We start from the raw sequence: 18663 nt of genomic DNA, 5'->3' as shown, positions 1-18663 counted from the left end.
ATAGAATGGTACGCCAACATACATTAAAAAACATTATTCGAGCAACTGGAGTGGGTTTACACTCCGGCGAGAAAGTGTATCTGACACTAAAGCCTGCCCCTGTTAATACAGGTATTGTTTTCGTACGGACTGATTTGGATCCAGTTGTAGAGATTCATGGAGACGCACGTTCAGTAGGTTCAACAAATTTTGCAACGGCTTTATGTCAGGGTGATGTAAAGGTTAGTACCGTAGAGCATTTGTTATCTGCAATGGCGGGTTTGGGTGTCGATAACGCTTACGTCGAAGTTAGCGCTAGCGAAGTCCCGTTAATGGATGGAAGCGCGAGCCCTTTCGTTTTCTTGTTGCAGTCTGCCGGTCTAGAGGCACAAAATGCTCCAAAGCGTTTTATTCGAGTTAAAAAGCCTATTCGTGTTGATGAAGGGGATAAATTTGCCTCTCTAGAACCACATTCAGGTTTTAGACTGTCTTTTACCATTGATTTTGAACATCCAGCTATCGGTGAAGATGTTCAAAGTACGTCATTTGATTTTTCAACGACCACTTTTGTAAAAGAAATAAGTCGTGCAAGAACGTTTGGTTTCATGAAAGATCTTGAGTATTTCAAAGACAATAATCTTGCTCGTGGCGCCAATATGGAAAACGCCATAGTGCTTGATGATTACCGTGTCTTGAACGACGAAGGACTTAGATACCGTGATGAGCTAGTTCGTCATAAGATACTTGACGCTATTGGTGACTTGTATCTTTTAGGTCATAGTCTGATTGGTGAATATAAAGCCTACAAGTCAGGTCATGCTCTGAATAACAAATTGCTTCTCGCATTGCTTGAGCATCAAGATGCTTGGGAATATGTCGTCTTCGAAGATGAAGCTCAGGCACATCCAATATCTTACGTTGAGCCTGCTTTCGCTGGCGCATAAGTATTAAATATTGTCAGAGATTGATTAAAAACCAGACTATATGTCTGGTTTTTTTGTGTTTAGGGTATTGATATTCCATGATTTGTTTCACCTTACCATGGTAGACTCTAAGGATTACTAATTGGCTACGTTGAGTTCAAGATGTTAGGAACTGTAATTAAAAAGATTATCGGCACAAAGAATGACCGAGAAGTAAAACGCTACAAAAAAATGGTTGCACAGATCAACCAGTTAGAAAAAAGCCTTGAGTCATTATCTGACGATGAGCTTGCTGGAAAGACCAGTGAATTCAGGGCTCGTCTAGAAAATGGCGAGAAGCTTGATGCGATCATGCCAGAAGCGTTCGCCGTTGTTCGTGAAGGCAGCCGTCGAGTGATGAATATGCGTCATTTTGATGTTCAGTTAATCGGTGGCATGGTATTGCACGAAGGTCGCATCGCAGAAATGAGAACGGGTGAGGGTAAAACACTCGTTGCTACTTTGGCCGTTTATTTAAATGCGTTAACCTCTAAAGGCGTTCACGTTGTTACCGTGAATGATTATTTGGCTAAGCGTGATGCTAATTGGATGCGCCCGCTTTATGAATTTTTAGACATGAGTGTTGGCGTTGTTTTCTCCGGACAAGAGCGTGATGAAAAGAAAAGTGCTTACCTGTGTGATATCACTTACGGCACCAATAATGAATTCGGTTTTGATTATCTTCGTGACAACATGATCTTTCGCCTTGAGGATCGAGTTCAGCGAGATCTGAACTTTTCTGTTGTCGATGAGGTGGATTCCATATTAATTGATGAAGCCAGAACGCCCTTGGTTATTTCTGGTGCGGTTGAAGACAGTTCTGAGCAATACAAAAAGATAAATCTTCTTGCGCCTCTATTAACTAAGCAGGTAGAAAACGAAGGTGAGGAGCCATCAGGTCATTATATTTTTGATGAGTCGCAGCGCAGCATAGAATTGACAGAAGAAGGACATTCTTTTGTTGAGGAGTGGCTGGTTGAGCAAGGTTTACTTGGCGAAGGTGAGAGTCTATATGCGGCAAGTAATTTATCTCTTCTTCATCACGTCCACGCATGTTTAAAAGCGCATGTCATATTCAAAAAGAATGTGGATTATGTAATACAAGACAATCAAATTGTGATCGTCGATGAGCATACTGGTCGTACCATGGTCGGTCGTCGTTGGTCTGAAGGGATTCATCAAGCGGTAGAAGCCAAAGAAGGTGTAACAATTCAAGCCGAAAGCCAAACGCTTGCTTCGACTACGTTTCAAAACTTTTTCAGATTGTATGAGAAGTTGTCTGGTATGACAGGGACAGCGGATACAGAGGCTTTTGAATTTCAGCAAATTTATGGTTTGTCCGTTGTTGTTATTCCTACCAACAGTGTTGTTCAGCGTAAAGATTTTAATGATCTTATCTTTATGTCAACAGAAGACAAGTTTGAAGCCATCGTTGTTGATATTGAAGAAAACGTAAAACAAGGCCGTCCCGTGCTTGTGGGTACAGCGTCAATTGATTATTCAGAACTTTTATCGAGCTATTTAACCAAGAAAAACATCCCTCACAATGTGCTTAACGCAAAACAGCATGAACGTGAAGCTGAAATAGTGGCGGATGCTGGGCGTCCTGGTGCGGTTACTATTGCCACAAATATGGCGGGTCGAGGCACAGATATTGTGCTAGGTGGTAACTTACAAGTTGAATTAGCTCGACTTGGTGCCAATGCTTCTGAGCAGGCAGTAGAGAAGTTGAAAGCCGATTGGGCTGAACGAAATCGCTCTGTATTAGACGCGGGAGGTCTGCATATTATTGGTACCGAGCGTCACGAATCTAGACGTATAGATAATCAGCTACGCGGTCGTGCGGGTCGTCAGGGTGATGTGGGCTCTTCACGCTTCTATTTGTCTCTCGAAGACAGCTTAATGCGTATCTTCATGTCTGATCGTGTCAAAAAGATGATGGTAGCGCTTGGCATGGAAAAAGGCGAAGCGATCGAGCACAAGATGGTGTCTAATGCCATTGAAAAAGCTCAGCGTAAAGTAGAAGGGCGAAACTTCGACATTCGTAAGCAGCTACTCGAATATGACGATGTGGCCAATGATCAACGCCAGGTTATTTACCGCCAGCGTTATGACATGATGACATCGGATGATTTATCAGAAGCTGTGATGGCGATGCGCGAAGAAGTGGTGGCAGGAATAATAGACCAATATGTGCCGCCGCAAAGTATTTTTGATATGTGGGATCTACCAGGTCTTGAAGAGAAGATCCGTAATGAATTTGGTCTTTCTTTGCCGATTGTGCAATGGGTAGAAGATGACAAGAAACTCTATGAAGAGCCTTTGCGTCAAAAGATTCTCGACAGCTTTATAGAAGATTATCAAGCGAAAGAAGCGATTGCGGGCAAAGAGCCTTTCAGATCGTTTGAAAAGCAGGTTTTATTGCAAGTGCTTGATACCTTGTGGAAAGAACACCTTCAGACAATGGATATGCTCAGACAGGGCATTCATCTTCGTGGTTATGCTCAAAAAAATCCCAAGCAGGAATACAAGCGTGAAGCGTTCGAGTTATTCCAAGGCTTACTTGAGCAAATAAAGTACGAAGTGATTCAAATTATAACCCGTGTCAAAGTTCAGTCTGCGGATGAAGCCGAAAAAATTCAAGAAGCACGCCTAAAGCAGGAAGAAAAAATGAGAATGAACATGGTTCATGACTCATCTAATGCTTTGTCTGATGGTTCCGATAAGGCTGGCGATGCGGCAGAATTCCCTAAAGTGGGTCGAAACGAGCCTTGCCCATGCGGTTCAGGGAAAAAATTTAAACAATGTCATGGTCGTCTAGTGTAATTAGGAGAATATTGAAATGGCGGTAGGTTTACATGATTTCCCTCGCATTCCAGAAATAAAAGGAGTTCGGATTGGGGTCGCTGAAGCTGGCATAAAAAAACCAAACAAGAAAGATGTGGTTATATTTGAGTTGTGTGAAGGGGCGTCGGTTGCTGGTGTTTTTACTAAAAATGCCTTCTGTGCAGCCCCCGTTCGTATTTGTCAGCAGAACTTAACCACTACGGCGAGTCGTTACTTGTTAATCAATACGGGTAATGCGAATGCGGGAACCGGTAAATCTGGTATAACGACAGCACTAGCAACGTGTGAGTCTTTGGCAAGCAAAGTGGGTGTCGATGCGGCAGCCATATTGCCATTTTCGACTGGCGTTATTGGTGAGCCATTGCCTGTTGATAAGATTATTGCGGCTATTCCGGCCGCACTTGACAATTTATCAGCGGATAACTGGCATTCTGCAGGTATAGGTATCATGACAACCGATACTTTGCCAAAAGGCTCAGTGCGTAGTTTTGATTTTGAAGGTCGTACTTACACTATCGCAGGTATCTCGAAAGGCGCTGGCATGATACGTCCTAATATGGCGACCATGTTGGGGTATGTTTGCAGCGATATAGCGATGGAAGTTGATCTACTACAGCAAATTTTGAAAGACGTTGTAAATCAGAGCTTCAACCGCATCACGATTGACAGCGATACCTCAACGAACGACTCTTGTATTGCTGTCGCGACTGGTATGGCGGGTAACGATAAAGTTACGTCGATGGAAGATCCCTTGGCGCAAGCTTTCATAGCGACATTTACTGAAGTGATGCAAGAACTTGCTCATGCGATTGTCCGTGATGGCGAGGGTGCGACCAAGTTTGTTACCGTTGAAGTAGCTGGTGCGATAGAGCAGGGCGATGCGACGAAAGTGGCATTTGAAATTGCTCATTCACCATTAGTGAAAACAGCGCTGTTTGCTTCAGATCCGAACTGGGGACGCATTTTGGCGGTTGTGGGTCGTGCTGGAGTGGATAATCTGGATGTGGATCGGGTTCAGCTTCACATTAACGGTTTTGAAATCGCCCGAGACGGTGGCCGTTCGCCCGATTACTTGGAAGAGCATGGCAAGCAGGCGATGGCGCCGCAAGAGATCCATATTGTGGTCGATCTTGGTATGGGGCAAGCCACAGATACGGTATGGACAACCGACTTTTCTCATGAATACGTCACCATCAATGCTGAGTATCGCACTTAATGTTGGTAAAAGTTGCCGTTGGTATTATTTTGCGCGATAGTGCTGTTTTTATCGCTTTGAGGCAGTCGAACCAGCACCAAGGCAATCTTTGGGAATTTCCAGGCGGTAAGTGTGAGCCGTCTGAGCCAGCAGACGTTGCCTTGGTGAGGGAATTAAAAGAAGAGTGCGGAATAATGGTTACTGAGTATGCGTATTTTAAGACGATTGCTCATGACTATGGTGATAAACAGGTTGAGCTTTGTTTTTACAAAGTGACTGGCTTTGACGGTGATCCTGTTGGTAAAGAGGGTCAAGAAGTGCGTTGGGTGGATATCTCTGATCTCGCGTCTTATGACTTTCCTGATGCCAATAAAGTGATCGTTAACGACCTTTTGAAAGCGTCGTCGTAGCGACCCTGATCACTGCTTAGTGTTTTATTGCCATCTGTGCTAAAAAAGGAGCCTCTATCGATGCTCCTTTTTTGTTTTCTGCTTTGTTGTATTGAGATGGTTGTTTTGACGCTGTAAAACTAACTCAGAATTTTGGCGAGTAGTTTTCTAACAATACTTGGTTCAAAGGGTTTGCCGCAAATAGCGTCCACACCTTCTTGTGTGATATTGGATAGCTGACTGCTGTCTGAATTAGAGCTGACCATTAAAATTGGAATGTGGGCGAGTTCAGGGTCATTACGAACGGCTTCTGTGAGCTCTCTGCCGTCCATTTCAGGCATGTTATAGTCTGTGACGATCAAATCGAAAGTGATTTCATGCAGTAATAGAATGGCTTCTTTTCCGTTTTCTGCAAATTCAATTTCCTCAATTCCCATGCTGTTTAATGTTTTGGCGACGTGTTTTTGCGCCATTGGACTATCATCTGTCACCAGTACTCTAAGTGTTTTGGGATCAAACATTTCTAGATCAAGCTCTTCTTCCGTAATCAGATCGAGCGTTGCATAGATAGCTCTTTTTAAGTCTTTTTGACTGAAAGGCTTAGGCAGTAAGGCTAGCACGCCAGCTTGTTTCAGATGTTCTAAGTGGTCTCGGTTTCGATCGCTCGAAATCAACATAAAACATTGATCTTCCGTCGACTTATTGTTTCGGATTTGGTCAATTAAGTCATTCGCGCTGCCATCCGGTAAATACATCGAAGAGATGACCAAGTCGGGCGGGAACGAAGAGAGAAGCTCCATGGTCTCTTGAATGGTATTGGCGTATTCAATTTGCGTGATGCCTGCGTCTTCCAGTGCTTTTGTGATTATTTTCTTTTGCGTATCGGAGGGTTCAACTAGAAGGAAAGATAAGTCACTGACGGCTGCATAACTATTCATGAGATGGGATCACCTATATATTTGAGTTAATTCTAATTTTAGTGTTGATACCTAATGATCGATAACGGTTAATTCCTTTATACTAAATAGGTTATCTTATTATATCCAGTGTATTTGAAATAGGAGGTAAGAAGTGTCTACCGCCAGTGCTTGTCATATATTAGTAAAAACCAAAGCAGAAGCTGAGTCTTTGAAAGCAAGACTCGATAAGGGTGAAGATTTTCACAAGTTGGCAAAGCAGTATTCAACTTGCCCGTCAGGGAAAAAAGGCGGTGATTTAGGGGAGTTTCGTAAGGGCGATATGGTGGCGGCTTTTGACAAAGCTGTTTTTAATGGACCCTTATTGAAAGTGCAAGACCCAGTTAAAACACAATTCGGATTTCACTTAATCAAAGTGTTATACCGTTCTTAATCCATTGAATAAGAGTGTAGATTATGAATAACCCGATTGAGCTTGACCAACAATACTTTGTAACAGATCAGCTAGCAGTGTCAGATATTACGGTCCTTAAAGAGCATGGTTTTGAGCGAATTATTAATAACCGTCCAGAGCTTGAAGCAGATGATCAACCTAAGGGCGACACCCTGCGAATAGCAGCTGAAGCGCTAGGGATGGAGTATGTGGCGAACCCTGTGGACCTGTCAAAACTGTCTAAGGTCGAAGTGGATCTTCAAGCCAGCGTGTTAAAGAGCGACAAAAAAACCTTAGCTTTTTGTCGAACAGGTACGCGCTCTTCCGTGCTGTGGGTATTGACGGAAAATGCGAAAGGAAAATCTTATGATGAGCTTGTCGCACAGGTGAACAAAGCAGGGTTTGATCTTACTCGATGTGTTCCAGCTATGACGCCATTAATACAAAACTAGTGGCTGTGTTTGCTGGGTGGCAGGGTTTTATTTGAACTGTGCTGATTAGTGGATACCTTTTTTGACCAAAGTGGTCGATCGGTGTGCGTATTTTGGCTAGAAAAAGAGTTAATTGGATAAATTATGGTTAGTCGTCCATCGCTAGAAACGGCCACAGCGTCTGATCCAGATCGGTTTGTTGAGCCGCTTGAGCTGGGTCGGCGCGTCAAAAAGATACGTCTTGCTAAAGGCTGGACGCTGGAAGAGGTCAGTAAGAAAACGGGGATTGCGCGTTCAACCTTGTCTAAAATCGAGAATGATCAAGTGTCTCCAAGCTTTACCATAGTGCAAAAGTTGATTGGCGGTTTAGAGATGGATTTGCCACAACTCTTTGTAGAAGCGAGTGAGCATTCTATCGCGGGTAGAAGAGATGTCACTCGAAAAGGGAGAGGGGAGCCGCATCCTACTTCCACTTACGAGCACGAATTACTGAATTATTCCATTAGTCGAAAAAAGATGGTGCCTTTTAAAACGATTGTGCGCGCCAGATCGTTTTCCGAATTCAAGGAGTGGGTTCGCCATGATGGTGAAGAATTCTTGTTGGTTTTGCAGGGTAAGGTGAATTTTTTCTCCGAATTGTATGAACCGATAGAATTAAAAGAAGGCGATAGTGTGTATTATGACGCCACAATGGGTCATGCCGTTGTCTCTACGTCTTCAAAAGACGCGGAAATTTTGTGGGTTGTTGCGCGTTGACGTAGAGAAAGAATTAAAATTTATTGAGATAGGTTGTAGACGTTATGAAGCAGTGGGATTTAACCAGTTGGAGAGGTAAAACGGCATTACAGCAGCCGGTGTACCCTGACCTTGAGCATTTGGCTAGAGTAGAAAATACGCTGGGAAAAATGCCACCTCTCGTTTTTGCTGGTGAAGCACGCCAGTTAAAAAAAGCCTTGGCGCAGGTGGCCAGTGGTCAGTCATTTTTATTGCAAGGCGGAGACTGCGCGGAAAGTTTTGCAGAATTTCACGCGAACAATATTCGCGATACGTTTAAAGTCATGTTGCAAATGGCCGTTGTCTTGACTTATGCGGGCAAGTGTCCTGTTGTTAAAGTGGGGCGCATGGCGGGTCAGTTTGCTAAGCCAAGATCGGCGGGTACTGAGATAATTGATGGTGTTGAGTTGCCAAGTTATCGCGGCGATATCATTAATGGTATTGAATTTACTGAGCAAGCTAGGGTTCCCGATCCTGAGCGTTTGGTGCAAGTTTATAACCAGAGTGCATCGACCATGAATTTACTTCGTGCCTTTGCTCAAGGTGGTTTTGCTGACCTTCATCAGGTGCATCAATGGAATTTAGATTTTCTTAATGCCAGCCCTGCAGGCAGTCGTTTTCACAGTTTGGCTGAAAAGATTGATGATGCCATGCAGTTCATGGAAGCATGTGGTGTTGGTTCTGGTTTGGCTCAACTTAGAGAAACAGATTTCTACACTTCTCATGAGGCGCTTTTGTTGCCATACGAGCAAGCTTTAACACGTAAAGATAGTTTAACAGGGGATTGGTACGATTGTTCCGCGCATATGTTATGGATTGGTGATCGGACTCGTCAGTTAGATGGTGCACACGTTGAATTTCTGCGTGGTGTGAAAAATCCTATTGGCGTTAAAGCGGGCCCGTCAATGGATCCTGAAGATTTGGTGCGTTTATGTGATGTATTGAACCCAGAGAATGAGCCTGGTCGTCTTAATATCATAGTGCGCATGGGGGCGGATAAGGTGGCAGAAGGCATGCCTAAATTGATCCGTGCCATCGAAAAAGAAGGGAAAAACGTGGTGTGGAGTAGTGATCCAATGCACGGTAACACGGTAAAGGCATCAACAGGTTATAAAACTCGCCGTGTTGACGATGTGCTCAAAGAAGTGCAGCAGTTCTTCCAGGTGCATAATGCGGAAGGGACGTATGCTGGTGGTGTGCATTTTGAAATGACTGGGCAAAACGTAACAGAATGTGTTGGCGGTTCTTTTGAAGTGACAGAAGCTGACTTAGCGGACCGTTACCACACGCATTGTGATCCACGCTTAAATGCAGATCAGTCTTTAGAGTTGGCCTTTATGATTTCTGAGACGCTGAAAAAAGCCAGATCCTAAATTCGAGCCATAAAAAAGCCCAGTTTTGATTTTATCAAGCTGGGCTTTTTTTCGGCGCTGTTTACGAAAATCTATTGTTCAGAGTATCAGCTTTTACGGCGACGAAATGCTGACGTGGCTGATTTTGATGTGACATCAATTTTCGCCATAATGAGTGCCATTTCATCCGCTTCAGCTTGTTGTTGCGCTTTTAGCTTTTCTTCGCGCTCTTTTTTTGCAACGCGTTCCGCTTCGTTCAGCATTTTCTGGATGCTAGCCTTGCTTTTTGCGCGAGCGGGCGCCTTTTTCTTTTCAGGTGCAGAAATAACCGGCGCATCTATTCTGTCTTCACCAATCAGCTCGCCAAAAAAAGCGCTAGCCGTTGGGGTTGGCTCTAGTGTTTTTTTTGGGAGACTGGTGGTTTTTTTTTCCGCTACTTTACGAGTTTTCTTTGGTTGCTCAGCCGTAGAAACGCCGTTAGAGTCAAAAAGCGCTTTTTTGCCAAATTGAATGCCAGCAGCCTTTTCAGCAGTTTGAGCAATCTTGTAACCACGTAAGCTTTCACCGTTATAAATAGAAATATAGTCCGTTTCTAATTCATAAAGTTCTTGCTTATCTGATGTCTCGAATAATTCTTCAACAGCAAATGCTTCAATGCCATTCTCCCTAATGTCATTGTATAAAGGGAAGTCAAGGCCTTCATTCGCTGCTTCAACGTATTGTTCAAATCGTTGAAAGCCACTATTGAAAGAAGTGCCAATATAGTGCTTCCCAGTGATGTTATTTGTGATTTTAAAAACGACCAAAATCGCTGCCTCTTACGTAATATCTTTTAATAGCACATAAACCCCATTCACCTGAGGTGACCCAAAGGTGAATGGGGTTTATAAGAAATAGGGTTAGTGTTTTACGACGATATTTAGACCGTCACGAACGTTCAGGTGAACGTTCTCAACTCGGATGTCTTGCGCAATTAAGCGGTTGACCTGGTTGACAGCGATGTCGCTGTTTTCTTTCGGGTCTAGAACTCTTCCTTGCCATAGGGAGTTATCAATAATAATAAGACCGCCTGATCTTACAAGCGGTAAGACTGCTTCGTAATAGTTCAGGTAGTTACGCTTATCAGCATCAATAAAGACAAAGTCGAATTCCCCTTCAAGGGTTTTGATTGTCTCGAGAGCGGGGCCAAAAATAACCTGTATTTTTTTACCGTGCTCGCTGCGATCAAAAAAAGACTGAGCAAACTCAATCGCTCTAGGGTTGGTTTCACAACAAATAAGTTGGCCATCTGAAGGCATGCCTTCAGCAATCGACAGGGCAGAGTAACCTGTGAACATGCCGATTTCGAGCACGCGTTTAGGTTGGGCAATCTTTGCTAAGAGTTTTAAAGTACGGCCAATAGTTTTTCCTGATAACTTATTTGGGTAGCCCATATCAGAATAGGTTTTTTCAACCAGTTCGATCAATAGGTCTGGTTCTGCTTGAGTGGTGTCAATGCAGTAGTCGTCAAGATGAGAAAGATCCATAGAGCCTTTTAATATCTGAAGTCTGTGTGAAACGAACCGTAATTTTACTCTGCGTGAAGAGAATGTCTATGGCTTATAGTGAGAAAAAAGGCTTGATTTTTGTGGATGGCGGCTCTGTCGGTGTAAAGTGCGTGAATTAAATTAGATTCGCATGAATATTCGAAAAATGATAGTTTATGCCCTGAAATTTACATGTGCTCTTTGGTATGGAGCACCACTGACTCCGATAGGGGAATAAAATGCCTGTAATTACTTTGCCTGATGGCAGCCAACGCTCTTTTTCCAATCCTGTAACTGTCATGCAAGTGGCCGAAGACATTGGTCCTGGTCTTGCTAAAGCCACAGTGGCTGGTCGCATAGATGGCACGCTGGTAGATGCGTGCGAGCTTATTACCGATGATGCTAAATTAAGCATCATTACGGGTAAGGATCCTGAGGGTGTAGAAATCATTCGCCACTCTTTTGCGCATCTTGTAGGGCACGCAGTGAAGCAGCTTTACCCAACGGCTGAAATGGCCATTGGTCCCGTGATAGACGAAGGTTTCTATTACGACATCGCATACGAGCGACCATTTACGCCAGAAGATTTAGCGGTGATTGAAAAGCGTATCGGTGACTTAATCAAGACAGATTACGACGTTGTCAAGACAATGACGCCGATTGCAGAGGCTCGCCAGCAGTTCATTGACCGCGGTGAAACCTATAAGGTTGCTTTGATTGATGACATGGACGAGTCAATTCAAGAAGTTGGTTTGTATCATCACGAAGAATACATGGACATGTGTCGTGGTCCCCATGTGCCGAACACACGTGTATTGCGCCATTTTAAATTGATGAAGCTTGCTGGAGCGTACTGGCGTGGTGATTCAAGTAATGAAATGTTGCAACGCATTTACGGTACTGCATGGAATGACAAAAAAGAGCTAAAAGCTTATTTAACCCGTATCGAAGAAGCTGAAAAACGCGACCATCGAAAACTAGGCAAAAAGCTTGACCTGTTCCACGTGCAAGAAGAAGCTCCAGGGATGGTGTTTTGGCATCCTAAGGGATGGCGCTTGTATCAAGTGGTTGAGCAATATATGCGTCAAAAACAGCTCGATAACAATTATCAAGAAGTTAAAACGCCGCAAATCGTTGACCGCGTGTTGTGGGAAAAGTCAGGGCACTGGGGTAAGTATCATGAAAACATGTTTACTACTCACTCTGAGAATCGTGATTATGCCGTTAAACCGATGAACTGCCCTTGTCATATTCAGGTTTATAATCAAGGCCTGAAAAGCTACCGTGATTTGCCTTTCCGTATGGCAGAGTTTGGTTCATGTCACCGTAACGAGCCTTCTGGCGCTTTGCATGGTATTATGCGCGTACGAAATTTTGTTCAGGACGATGGTCACATCTTTGTGACAGAAGGACAGATTCAGCAAGAAGTGTCTGAGTTTATCGCCTTGCTACACGAGGTGTATGCCGATTTTGGTTTTGACAACATCATCTACCGTTTATCGACACGTCCAGAACAGCGTGTTGGCTCTGATGAGGTGTGGGATAAAGCGGAAAAGTCTTTGTCTGATGCTTTGGATTCAGCTGGGCTCGACTGGGAAGAATTACCAGGTGAAGGGGCTTTTTATGGCCCTAAGATTGAGTTTTCTTTGAAAGATGCCATCGGCCGTGTCTGGCAGTGTGGTACCATTCAAGTAGATTTCTCGATGCCAACTCGTCTAGGTGCGCAGTATGTATCGGAAGACGGTTCTCGCCAAACGCCTGTTATGTTACACCGCGCTATCGTAGGTTCGTTGGAGCGTTTCATTGGTATTTTGATCGAAGACACGGAAGGTGCTTTTCCGGTCTGGCTTGCGCCTGAACAAGTTGTTATCATGAACATTACAGATCGCCAAGCAGATTATTGTGCTGATTTGGCAAAAACATTGAATTCAAATGGCTTTAGAGCAAAACTTGACTTGAGAAACGAGAAGATCGGGTTTAAAATCCGCGAGCATACTCTTCAACGAGTGCCGTACATGATCGTCGTTGGTGATAAAGAGGTCGAGCAACAACAAGTTGCTGTTCGTACTCGAACTGGTGAAGATCTTGGAGTGATGAGTATTTCCGAATTTGAAGGTTTTCTTCAAAAAGAAGTAGCTCGCCGTAGCCGTAAACAAGAAATGGAGATAGTACTATAAAAGGTAATATGAATCGTGGGCGTACCGCTAGTAAGCAGCGTCCTCTAATCAACGAAAACATTCGAGCTACCGAAGTGCGTTTGATCGCTGCTGATGGTGAACAAGTTGGCGTTGTCTCTCTAGAAGAGGCACTAAAAGCAGCTCAAGAGGCTACTTTAGACTTAGTGCAAATTGCTGATTCAGATCCGATTGTTTGCAAAATAATGGACTACGGTAAGCATATTTTTGAAGCGAAGAAAGCGAAAGCAGCGCAGAAGAAAAATGCGAAGCAGATCCAAGTTAAAGAAATGAAATTCCGTCCAGGGACGGAGGAAGGGGATTATCAGGTAAAACTCCGCAACCTGATACGTTTCCTTGAAGGCGGGGATAAGGCCAAAGTATCGCTAAGATACCGCGGTCGTGAAATGGCCCATCAGGAGCTTGGCATGCAACTTATGAATCGAGTCGCTAACGACTTAGAGAATTATGGTGTAGTAGAGCAAGCTGCGAAAATGGAAGGTCGCCAATTGACTATGGTGCTAGGCCCCAAAAAGAAGAAGTAATTTTAAATAGACTGGCTTTTAGAGTATAAATTCTTTAAGCCATGATATTAAGAAATTGCATTAACATTAACGAATGCGAGAGTGGTTTTATCATGTCCAAAATTAAGTCACACAGTGGCGCAGCTAAGCGCTTCAAACGTACCGCGAATGGTTTTAAACATAAGCAGTCTCATACTAGTCACATTTTGACTAAGAAATCGACTAAGCGTAAGCGTCATCTTCGCTCTATGAAGCAGATAGCGCACAGCGATAAAGCGTTAATTGTACGCATGTTGCCATACATCTAAGTCTCGATTTTTTAGTTCATTAATTTTATTAGTATAAGGTTTATATTATGCCTCGCGTAAAACGTGGTGTTCAGGCTCGTCGCCGTCACAAGAAGATTTTAAAGCAAGCTAAAGGTTACTACGGTGCACGTAGCCGTGTATTTCGTGTAGCGAAACAAGCTGTTATCAAAGCTGGTCAGTATCAATACCGTGACCGTCGTCAGCGTAAGCGTCAATTCCGCGCATTGTGGATTGCTCGTATCAACGCTGCTGCACGCATCAATGGTATGTCTTACAGCCGTTTCATTGCTGGCTTGAAACAAGCAGCGATTGAAATTGACCGTAAGGTTTTGGCTGACCTAGCTGTGTACGAGAAAGAAGTTTTTGCTGCAATCGTTGAAAAAGCGAAAGCAAGCTTGGCTTAATTTCTGACGTAGCCTTAGGGTGATTCAATCTTGAGAGATGTTGTCTTAATAGAACGAGTCACTCAATGCAGTCTTTGATAGGGGGAGAGCCAGCGGCTCTTCCCCTATTTTATTTTTTGGAGTGTATAAATGGAAAACCTAAAGCAGATTCTTGCTGATGCGCTAAGCGCGGTGGCTGCGTCTGAGAGTGAGTCCGCACTAGACGATGTGCGTGTGCATTATCTGGGTAAGAAGGGCGCTCTGACTGCTTTGTTGAAACAGCTTGGTAATGTTTCTGCAGAGGACAGACCGAAATTTGGTCAAATGGTCAACGAAGCAAAAGATCAAGTTCAGGAAAAAATAACCGAACGTAAAACGGCACTTGCTGAGGCGGCACTAAACGCGAAATTGGCAACTGAAACCATCGATATTTCTTTGTCTGGTAAAGGGCAAGAAGTGGGTGGCTTGCATCCTGTGACTCGTACCATGGAGCGTATCGAAACTTTTTTCCGTGGCATTGGCTTTGACGTGGCTTCTGGCCCAGAGATCGAAGACGATTATCACAACTTTGAAGCGTTAAATATACCTGCGCATCATCCTGCGCGTGCTATGCAAGATACCTTTTATTTTAATCCAACAACCGTACTAAGAACCCATACATCACCGGTTCAAGTGCGTACCATGGAAACCACGCAGCCACCAATTCGTATTATTTGTCCGGGTCGCGTATACCGCTGCGATTCGGATCAGACGCACACGCCTATGTTCCACCAGGTTGAAGGTTTGTTGATTGACGAAAACATTTCTTTCGCTGATCTAAAAGGTATATTGCAACAATTTTTGAATGTCTTTTTCGAAGACGATCTTAAAGTACGCTTTCGTCCTAGCTACTTTCCATTTACTGAGCCTTCCATTGAGGTGGATATCATGCGTACCAACAGTAAAGGCGAAGAGTCTTGGCTGGAAGTGTTAGGATGCGGCATGGTTCACCCAAAAGTATTGGAGATGTCGGGAATTGACTCTGAGAAGTATACCGGTTTTGCCTTTGGTATGGGGGTAGAGCGGTTTGCAATGTTGCGCTACAAAGTAGACGACCTGCGTATGTTCTTCGAGAACGATTTACGCTTCCTTAAGCAGTTCAAGTAACCCGTCGATCTAGGATGTTTTTATGAAAATTAGTGAGAATTGGCTAAGAGAGTGGGTCAATCCAAACATCAGTAGCGATGATTTGGTGGCGCAAATAACATTAGCTGGCCTTGAAGTGGATGAAGTTTTACCTGTCGCATCCGCGTTTTCTGGTGTTGTGGTGGGTGAAATTGTCAGTGCAGAACCTCATCCAAATGCAGACAAGCTGCAAGTCTGTCAAGTGTCGGACGGTAGCGAACTTTTTCAAGTTGTCTGCGGTGCGCCTAATGCGCGTCCGGGTATTAAAATCCCCTTTGCAAAAATCGGTGCGGTGCTGGGTGTCGATTTTAAAATTAAAAAAGCCAAACTGCGCCAAGTCGAATCCTTTGGCATGTTGTGCTCTGCTTCAGAATTAGGGTTGAGCGACGATCATGATGGCATAATGGAGTTACCTGCTATTGCAGAAGCGGGTGAAGATTTCCGCGCTTTTTTAGGTCTAGATGATCAAATCATCGATGTGGACTTAACGCCTAACCGCAGCGACTGTTTGAGTATTGCTGGTTTGGCTCGCGAAGTCGGAGTATTAAACAAGACGGATGTGACGCCTGTTGACGTCATAGCATCTGATGTTGCCATCGATGATGTTTTCCCAGTGCGAGTCGAAGCGACAGAGGCTTGTCCTCGTTATGTGGGTCGTATTGTGCGTGGAGTGAATGTTGCCGCTTCTACGCCTTTGTGGATGGTTGAAAAACTTCGTCGCAGTGGTATTCGTTCCATTGATCCAATCGTCGATATTACGAACTACGTCATGCTCGAGCTGGGTCAGCCAATGCATGCTTTTGACTTGATGAATCTCTCAGGCTCAATCGTAGTCCGTATGGCGAATAAAGATGAAAAAATTGTCTTGCTGGATGGTCAGGAAGTGACCTTACGTGAAGATACTCTCGTCATCGCAGACGAAAAAGCACCATTGGCCATCGCGGGCGTGATGGGTGGCGAAGGTTCAGGGGTGAGTGCCGACACGAAAGATATTTTTCTTGAAAGTGCTTTTTTCGCGCCATTAGCGTTAGCGGGTAAAGCGCGTTCTTATGGCTTGCATACTGACTCTTCTCATCGTTTTGAGCGCGGTGTTGATGCGACGCTTCAAGAAAAAGCCCTTGAGCGAGCAACCGCCTTGGTTGTTGAGATTGCTGGTGGTCAAGTAGGTCCTATTACTCATGTCGTGAGCGATGTGGATTTGCCTGAAGCGGCCATTGTTACCTTGCGCCGCAAAAAGCTTGATCAGTATTTGGCAATGTCCATCGACAAAGATTTAGTGACAGATATTTTGACTCGTCTTGGTTTAGACATGGTTGAAGTGACGGATGAGGCTTGGACGACAAGAGCGCCATCTCATCGCTTTGATATTGCTATTGAAGCCGATTTGATTGAAGAAGTGGCGCGTATCTATGGCTACGACAATCTTCCTTCGTCTATGCCGCAAGCCGCCGTTAATTTTACGCCGCTATCTGAAACAAAAACTCAGATACAAGTGCTGCGATCTATTTTGGTGTCGCAAGGCTACCAAGAGGCTGTGACTTACAGCTTTATTGATCCAAATTTGAGTAAGCAGTTTTTGCCAGGTATTGAGCCTATACCTTTGGCAAACCCAATATCAGCGGATATGGGGGTGATGCGACCGAGCCTGGTGCCTGGTTTGGTGAAAGCGTATTTGTACAATCAAAATCGCCAGCAGTCTCGTGTGCGCTTATTTGAAACAGGTCGTCGTTTTATTGGTTCTGTTGATGCTTTGGCAGAATTGGATCAGCAGCAACAAGTGGCTGGCCTTATAGCGGGAACTCGTCATCCTGAAGCTTGGTATCACGGTAGTGAAAAAGTCGATTTTTATGACTTAAAAGCCCATGTGGAAGCTTTGTTTGCTCTAAATAATGGTGGAAAGCCTACTTATGAGCGCTCTGAGTGTGAGTTTTTGCATCCTGGTCGGTCGGCTGATATTTTTCTAGACGGTCAGTTTGTTGGTTTAATGGGTGAGCTGCATCCTCAACTATCAAAATCGTTAGGCGCGAATCAGCCTATTTATGTTTTTGATATTGCTTTGCATGCGGTATTAGGCGCCAAATTGCCTGAGTACACCGCTGTATCGCGCTTTCCTGAAGTGCGTCGTGATTTGGCCTTACTTGTTGATCGCTCTGTGCCTGTCAGTGCATTAGAAAAAGTGATCTCTGATGCGGCCGGTGAGGCGCTTAAAAATGTCTTAGTATTTGATGTGTATCAGGGCCAAGGCATTGATGAAACGAAAAAAAGTGTTGCTTTGGGCTTGACGTGGCAACATCCTTCACACACTCTTAGTGATGAAGAAGTAAACAACTCTGTCGAGCAAACTGTCTCAGCTTTATCTGAGCAGTTGGGAGCCGTTGTAAGGGGGTAGATATATGGGATCGTTGACAAAAGCGGACCTTGCTGAAAATTTAGTGGACTCGATTGGTCTAAGTAAAAAAGACGCGAAAGACCTAGTAGAAGGGTTCTTTGATGTTGTACGTCATTCACTGATAGAAAGGCAGCAAGTTAAGTTGTCGGGCTTTGGTAATTTTGAAGTGCGAGAAAAGAGTCAGCGTCCTGGTCGAAACCCAAAAACGGGCGAAGAAATACCCATTACTGCACGCACCGTTGTCACTTTTAGGCCGGGCCAAAAGCTTAAGTCTAAAGTAGAAGACTACATGCAAGAGTAATTCAGGTTGTTGTTATGCATCCTAAAAGCCACCTTTTATAGGTGGCTTTTTTCTTTGTTTGAGGTTAAACCGCAAGCAGTGGATCTAATGGATAATTTTGTCACAATAAAAAGTAAAAAAAATCTAGAAAAGGCTTCCCTTTTCAATTTGTTATAGTAATATACGCACCCGCTGACAGCGACAGAGTTTAACTTTTTAGTTGTTAGTTTCGGGGCGTAGCGCAGCCTGGTAGCGCACTAGCATGGGGTGCTAGTGGTCGCAGGTTCAAATCCTGCCGTCCCGACCAAAATTTGAGTATATGCCGCTATAGCTCAGTTGGTAGAGCACCTGACTTGTAATCAGGGGGTCCCGAGTTCGACTCTTGGTGGCGGCACCATCTTTAATTAGATTGGCAAAACAAACTGCGTAAATAGGTATGCCGCTATAGCTCAGTTGGTAGAGCACCTGACTTGTAATCAGGGGGTCCCGAGTTCGACTCTTGGTGGCGGCACCATGACTTAGTTTATATTGAGTCATAAAAATTTGATTTAGCGTTAAGCCGCTATAGCTCAGTTGGTAGAGCACCTGACTTGTAATCAGGGGGTCCCGAGTTCGACTCTTGGTGGCGGCACCATT

General features: G+C 44.2%; 18 protein-coding genes and 4 tRNA genes. 19 read left to right on the top strand and 3 right to left on the bottom strand.

Annotated features, from left to right (window positions below; translation table 11 throughout):
* The first annotated feature begins 5 nt into the window (after window positions 1-5).
* The 4 genes from lpxC (at window position 6) to mutT (ending at window position 5393) form a co-directional block, all read left to right on the top strand.
* A complete protein-coding gene (gene lpxC / locus EBI00_RS03100; protein ID WP_123094480.1) occupies window positions 6-923 on the top strand; it encodes a UDP-3-O-acyl-N-acetylglucosamine deacetylase in 918 nt (305 codons plus the stop codon).
* Between the two features lie 141 nt (window positions 924-1064).
* Entirely contained in the window at window positions 1065-3767 is a 2703-nt protein-coding gene (gene secA / locus EBI00_RS03095; protein WP_123094479.1) for a preprotein translocase subunit SecA, read from the top strand.
* Window positions 3768-3783: 16 nt separating this feature from the next.
* The gene (gene argJ / locus EBI00_RS03090) at window positions 3784-5004 is read left to right on the top strand and encodes a bifunctional glutamate N-acetyltransferase/amino-acid acetyltransferase ArgJ (protein ID WP_123094478.1); all 1221 of its coding nucleotides are present in this window, start codon (window positions 3784-3786) and stop codon (window positions 5002-5004) included.
* The gene (gene mutT / locus EBI00_RS03085; RefSeq protein ID WP_123094477.1) at window positions 5004-5393 is read left to right on the top strand and encodes an 8-oxo-dGTP diphosphatase MutT; all 390 of its coding nucleotides are present in this window, start codon (window positions 5004-5006) and stop codon (window positions 5391-5393) included. The genes argJ and mutT overlap by 1 nt, the downstream gene beginning before the upstream one ends.
* A 119-nt stretch (window positions 5394-5512) precedes the next feature.
* Here the strand turns inward: mutT and EBI00_RS03080 are convergent, their stop codons facing one another.
* Window positions 5513-6310, bottom strand: a complete 798-nt coding sequence (locus tag EBI00_RS03080) for a response regulator transcription factor (RefSeq protein ID WP_123094476.1) — start codon at window positions 6308-6310, stop codon at window positions 5513-5515.
* Window positions 6311-6443: 133 nt separating this feature from the next.
* Here EBI00_RS03080 and EBI00_RS03075 point away from each other — a divergent pair, with 133 nt between their 5' ends.
* From EBI00_RS03075 to EBI00_RS03060, 4 genes are all read left to right on the top strand, one after another.
* Window positions 6444-6722, top strand: a complete 279-nt coding sequence (locus EBI00_RS03075; RefSeq protein WP_123094475.1) for a peptidylprolyl isomerase — start codon at window positions 6444-6446, stop codon at window positions 6720-6722.
* A 23-nt stretch (window positions 6723-6745) separates the two neighbouring features.
* A complete protein-coding gene (locus tag EBI00_RS03070) occupies window positions 6746-7174 on the top strand; it encodes a protein tyrosine phosphatase family protein (RefSeq protein ID WP_123094474.1) in 429 nt (142 codons plus the stop codon).
* 123 nt (window positions 7175-7297) lie between these two features.
* Window positions 7298-7909: a helix-turn-helix domain-containing protein gene (locus EBI00_RS03065; RefSeq protein WP_123094473.1), complete on the top strand. Its 612-nt coding sequence runs from the start codon at window positions 7298-7300 to the stop codon at window positions 7907-7909.
* 44 nt (window positions 7910-7953) lie between these two features.
* Complete coding sequence (locus tag EBI00_RS03060; protein WP_123094472.1) at window positions 7954-9300, top strand: class II 3-deoxy-7-phosphoheptulonate synthase; 1347 nt, start codon at window positions 7954-7956, stop codon at window positions 9298-9300.
* Window positions 9301-9386: 86 nt separating this feature from the next.
* On the opposite strand, the gene EBI00_RS03055 is transcribed toward EBI00_RS03060, so the two are convergent.
* On the bottom strand, window positions 9387-10085 hold the full coding sequence (locus EBI00_RS03055; protein ID WP_123094471.1) for a GIY-YIG nuclease family protein: 699 nt from the start codon (window positions 10083-10085) through the stop codon (window positions 9387-9389).
* Window positions 10086-10178: 93 nt separating this feature from the next.
* Complete coding sequence (locus tag EBI00_RS03050; protein WP_123094470.1) at window positions 10179-10805, bottom strand: O-methyltransferase; 627 nt, start codon at window positions 10803-10805, stop codon at window positions 10179-10181.
* A gap of 239 nt (window positions 10806-11044) precedes the next feature.
* Between EBI00_RS03050 and thrS the strand changes: the two genes are divergently transcribed.
* From thrS to EBI00_RS02995, 11 genes are all read left to right on the top strand, one after another.
* Window positions 11045-12982, top strand: a complete 1938-nt coding sequence (gene thrS, locus EBI00_RS03045; RefSeq protein WP_123094469.1) for a threonine--tRNA ligase — start codon at window positions 11045-11047, stop codon at window positions 12980-12982.
* Window positions 12983-12990: 8 nt separating this feature from the next.
* A complete protein-coding gene (gene infC / locus EBI00_RS03040) occupies window positions 12991-13524 on the top strand; it encodes a translation initiation factor IF-3 (RefSeq protein WP_123094468.1) in 534 nt (177 codons plus the stop codon).
* A 92-nt stretch (window positions 13525-13616) separates the two neighbouring features.
* Window positions 13617-13811, top strand: coding sequence for a 50S ribosomal protein L35 (gene rpmI, locus EBI00_RS03035; RefSeq protein WP_123094467.1), 195 nt, complete (start codon window positions 13617-13619; stop codon window positions 13809-13811).
* A gap of 47 nt (window positions 13812-13858) precedes the next feature.
* Window positions 13859-14215: a 50S ribosomal protein L20 gene (gene rplT / locus EBI00_RS03030; RefSeq protein ID WP_123094466.1), complete on the top strand. Its 357-nt coding sequence runs from the start codon at window positions 13859-13861 to the stop codon at window positions 14213-14215.
* A 129-nt stretch (window positions 14216-14344) separates the two neighbouring features.
* Window positions 14345-15340, top strand: a complete 996-nt coding sequence (gene pheS / locus EBI00_RS03025; RefSeq protein WP_123094465.1) for a phenylalanine--tRNA ligase subunit alpha — start codon at window positions 14345-14347, stop codon at window positions 15338-15340.
* 22 nt (window positions 15341-15362) lie between these two features.
* Entirely contained in the window at window positions 15363-17747 is a 2385-nt protein-coding gene (gene pheT, locus EBI00_RS03020; protein WP_123094464.1) for a phenylalanine--tRNA ligase subunit beta, read from the top strand.
* A 4-nt stretch (window positions 17748-17751) separates the two neighbouring features.
* Window positions 17752-18048, top strand: a complete 297-nt coding sequence (locus EBI00_RS03015) for an integration host factor subunit alpha (RefSeq protein ID WP_123094463.1) — start codon at window positions 17752-17754, stop codon at window positions 18046-18048.
* Window positions 18049-18257: 209 nt separating this feature from the next.
* Window positions 18258-18334, top strand: a tRNA-Pro gene (locus tag EBI00_RS03010).
* A gap of 14 nt (window positions 18335-18348) precedes the next feature.
* Window positions 18349-18424 (top strand) — tRNA-Thr (locus EBI00_RS03005).
* Window positions 18425-18465: 41 nt separating this feature from the next.
* Window positions 18466-18541: transfer RNA gene (locus tag EBI00_RS03000), tRNA-Thr, on the top strand.
* 44 nt (window positions 18542-18585) lie between these two features.
* A tRNA-Thr gene (locus EBI00_RS02995) sits at window positions 18586-18661 on the top strand.
* Window positions 18662-18663: the final 2 nt, after the last annotated feature.

The organism is Marinomonas hwangdonensis (assembly GCF_003721245.1).
Classification (GTDB): domain Bacteria; phylum Pseudomonadota; class Gammaproteobacteria; order Pseudomonadales; family Marinomonadaceae; genus Marinomonas; species Marinomonas hwangdonensis.
The sequence above is the reverse complement of the archived record's forward strand: the minus strand, read 5'-3'. Positions and strand labels throughout refer to the sequence as shown.

Coding starts and splice junctions, on each gene's coding strand:
- pheS (WP_123094465.1), top strand. CDS start 14,345: ATGGAAAACCTAAAGCAGATTCTTGCTGATGCGCTAAGCGCGGTGGCT.
- secA (WP_123094479.1), top strand. CDS start 1,065: ATGTTAGGAACTGTAATTAAAAAGATTATCGGCACAAAGAATGACCGA.
- infC (WP_123094468.1), top strand. CDS start 12,991: ATGAATCGTGGGCGTACCGCTAGTAAGCAGCGTCCTCTAATCAACGAA.
- EBI00_RS03080 (WP_123094476.1), bottom strand. CDS start 6,310: ATGAATAGTTATGCAGCCGTCAGTGACTTATCTTTCCTTCTAGTTGAA.
- EBI00_RS03070 (WP_123094474.1), top strand. CDS start 6,746: ATGAATAACCCGATTGAGCTTGACCAACAATACTTTGTAACAGATCAG.
- rplT (WP_123094466.1), top strand. CDS start 13,859: ATGCCTCGCGTAAAACGTGGTGTTCAGGCTCGTCGCCGTCACAAGAAG.
- EBI00_RS03015 (WP_123094463.1), top strand. CDS start 17,752: ATGGGATCGTTGACAAAAGCGGACCTTGCTGAAAATTTAGTGGACTCG.
- lpxC (WP_123094480.1), top strand. CDS start 6: ATGGTACGCCAACATACATTAAAAAACATTATTCGAGCAACTGGAGTG.
- EBI00_RS03065 (WP_123094473.1), top strand. CDS start 7,298: ATGGTTAGTCGTCCATCGCTAGAAACGGCCACAGCGTCTGATCCAGAT.
- rpmI (WP_123094467.1), top strand. CDS start 13,617: ATGTCCAAAATTAAGTCACACAGTGGCGCAGCTAAGCGCTTCAAACGT.
- EBI00_RS03050 (WP_123094470.1), bottom strand. CDS start 10,805: ATGGATCTTTCTCATCTTGACGACTACTGCATTGACACCACTCAAGCA.
- EBI00_RS03060 (WP_123094472.1), top strand. CDS start 7,954: ATGAAGCAGTGGGATTTAACCAGTTGGAGAGGTAAAACGGCATTACAG.
- thrS (WP_123094469.1), top strand. CDS start 11,045: ATGCCTGTAATTACTTTGCCTGATGGCAGCCAACGCTCTTTTTCCAAT.
- mutT (WP_123094477.1), top strand. CDS start 5,004: ATGTTGGTAAAAGTTGCCGTTGGTATTATTTTGCGCGATAGTGCTGTT.
- pheT (WP_123094464.1), top strand. CDS start 15,363: ATGAAAATTAGTGAGAATTGGCTAAGAGAGTGGGTCAATCCAAACATC.
- argJ (WP_123094478.1), top strand. CDS start 3,784: ATGGCGGTAGGTTTACATGATTTCCCTCGCATTCCAGAAATAAAAGGA.